This is a genomic window from Paraburkholderia sp. (assembly GCF_049581445.1).
In the GTDB taxonomy this organism is placed as follows: Bacteria; Pseudomonadota; Gammaproteobacteria; order Burkholderiales; family Burkholderiaceae; genus Paraburkholderia.
Genome location: NZ_JBAURZ010000196.1, coordinates 1 through 2,026, shown reverse-complemented (window position 1 = coordinate 2,026; position 2,026 = coordinate 1). Strand labels below are relative to the sequence as shown.

The following is a 2,026-nucleotide window of genomic DNA, read 5'->3' as shown; positions in this document are numbered from 1 at the left end:
GGACCAGACCGGCGGACGCCGAAACCGCGGTGTCGCTTCCGCCGGGCAGTTCCTCGCACCTGTCGATCGCGGTGCGCGTTGCCGGAAACGGGTCAGTTGAGGCGACGGCAACTTTTGCAGCGGCGTTGGTGGATCCCGACACCGTGCGAAACGCTCTGCGAAGGGCGTTCACTGCAGAAAATCTCTGCGCGGCGCGAGAGAGCCCGCGCAGCGCTGTCAAGAATGCTGTCGCATGAAAGTTCTGCACGTGGTGATCCGACTTCGGCATTGTCAGAGTCGTTACGGATTGCAACAGATTTACACCCAGACTCCCGAAGGGGGGTCTGAATGACAACGCTCAAAACCGGCCGCCGAGACGGCACGGTGGTGCAAATTGTCTTCGCCCTGATGCTGGCAGTCATTGTGGGAGCAGCACTTTGGTGGGGTTTTCTGCGTCAGAACGCGCCGATGGGCGCTCAGGGCATTCGGGTCCAAGCAGACTTCACCGCTATGCCCGACGGGCCGGCGCCGGACCATTTCGACGGCGGCCAGCCTGCGACCATGCTGGTTAGTCCCGACGACCGAGGCGACCACCTCAGAATTCAGCACGGTAGGTTGAGCTACCAACCCACTACGCAAGGGACCGCCGCCGCGTTCTTCAGTTCGCCCGACCTCGGTTCGTCGGTAGGGGGTATGGGTGCGCGGTTTGTCTTCCGGCCCGGATCCGGTACGCCTGGCGCAATCGTCCTTACGGTGTCGCGAGGCATCAAGAAAAGCTTTCCGCCGGTAACCGGGTCGGTGCCGATTCACTTCGTGGTGACACCGATCAACTGGTACATCAGTGTCGCGCGGGGTGACAACACACCACAGGACGTGGTCGCGGCCGATAGTCTTCCGCAACCACTGCGCGAAGACGGACAGACTGTCTACGAGGCACACCTGACCATCGACGGCGCTCAAGTCACCGTGGATTTGCCCGGGACTCACAGAATCCTGACAGATCCGCGCTTTTCGGAGTGGCAGGGCAGTTTCGCCACGTTCGAGCTCTTCTCGAACCACGGAGCCACCGACTCGATCGGCGCTTTCGATGAGATCTGGGCCACGGGCCACAGGGACTGAGCCATGACCGAAGGTTCCTCGATGAGCAAGGTCCGCGCCGTCTCGAGCGGCGCCCACCGAGTCTTTTACGGTCTCAGCAACGCCCTGTTCATCTGTGCCATCGCCGTGGTGACCGTTGCCCAGAATTTCGGTCAGATCGCGGTCCTTTTGACGCTGCTCGCCGCGGCCACCGGCGTCCTTCGCGGTGCGTTGGGCACACCGCTGCTGTTGATGGCGGGACGCGCCCGATCTGACATTCGGCGGGAGGGCTCGCTCGCGTTCGCCAGCGCCCTGCTGATCAGTCCCATCGTAGCGAGCGTCATGTGGGCGATTCAGGGGTCAGCAATCCGTCTGCCGGCAATATTGATCATTGTTGCGACACCGTTTGTGCTTGTGAAAGATGTTCTGGGACAAGTGGTCATCGCCGAAGGCCGTCCCCACGTTGCGACCCGTTGGGACGGCGTGTTTTTTGCCGGTTCGGCGGCGTTGTTGGTGGCGGCATCGCTGCACTTGCCGGTGGCAACCACCAGTCACCTCATCGGTGGATGGATCGCCCTTACCGTTTTCGCGTTCGTCGGCATGCTGGTTTCTGTTCGCGTCGCCCCGCGGCCGAGACAGTGCCCCGCTTGGATTGCCAAGGACTGGAGGGATCGAGCACGATACGGCATCGACTCCGGCCTCCAGCAAACGACAGCGTTCGCGGTGCTGCTCTTCATCGCCGTCGTTTTGAGTCCCGGGGCCACCGCCGCACTGCGCGGCGCCACGGCATTGCTGGCACCCGCGGCCATCGTGGTGAGTGCGATTCAATCTGGGGTGATCGCAGAGAGCAAACGCCTCATCATGCCACCGGCGCAGACGTGGAGCTCCCTGGCCCGAATCGCTCTGGTCTCGACGTCAGTGACAATTCTTCTCGGCGTGGTGCTGGCCCTGCTACCCGGCACTGTCGGTG

2 protein-coding genes are annotated in these 2,026 nt (G+C 62.6%); both read left to right on the top strand.

Annotation, left to right across the window (positions count from 1 at the left end; translation table 11 throughout):
- The first annotated feature begins 327 nt into the window (after positions 1-327).
- Positions 328-1,098 (top strand): hypothetical protein, encoded by a 771-nt coding sequence (locus tag WCA85_RS17180; protein ID WP_424065863.1) that lies wholly within the window; start codon positions 328-330, stop codon positions 1,096-1,098.
- A 3-nt stretch (positions 1,099-1,101) separates the two neighbouring features.
- The coding region (locus tag WCA85_RS17175) for a hypothetical protein (RefSeq protein ID WP_424065862.1) at positions 1,102-2,026 on the top strand (925 nt) is incomplete at its 3' end.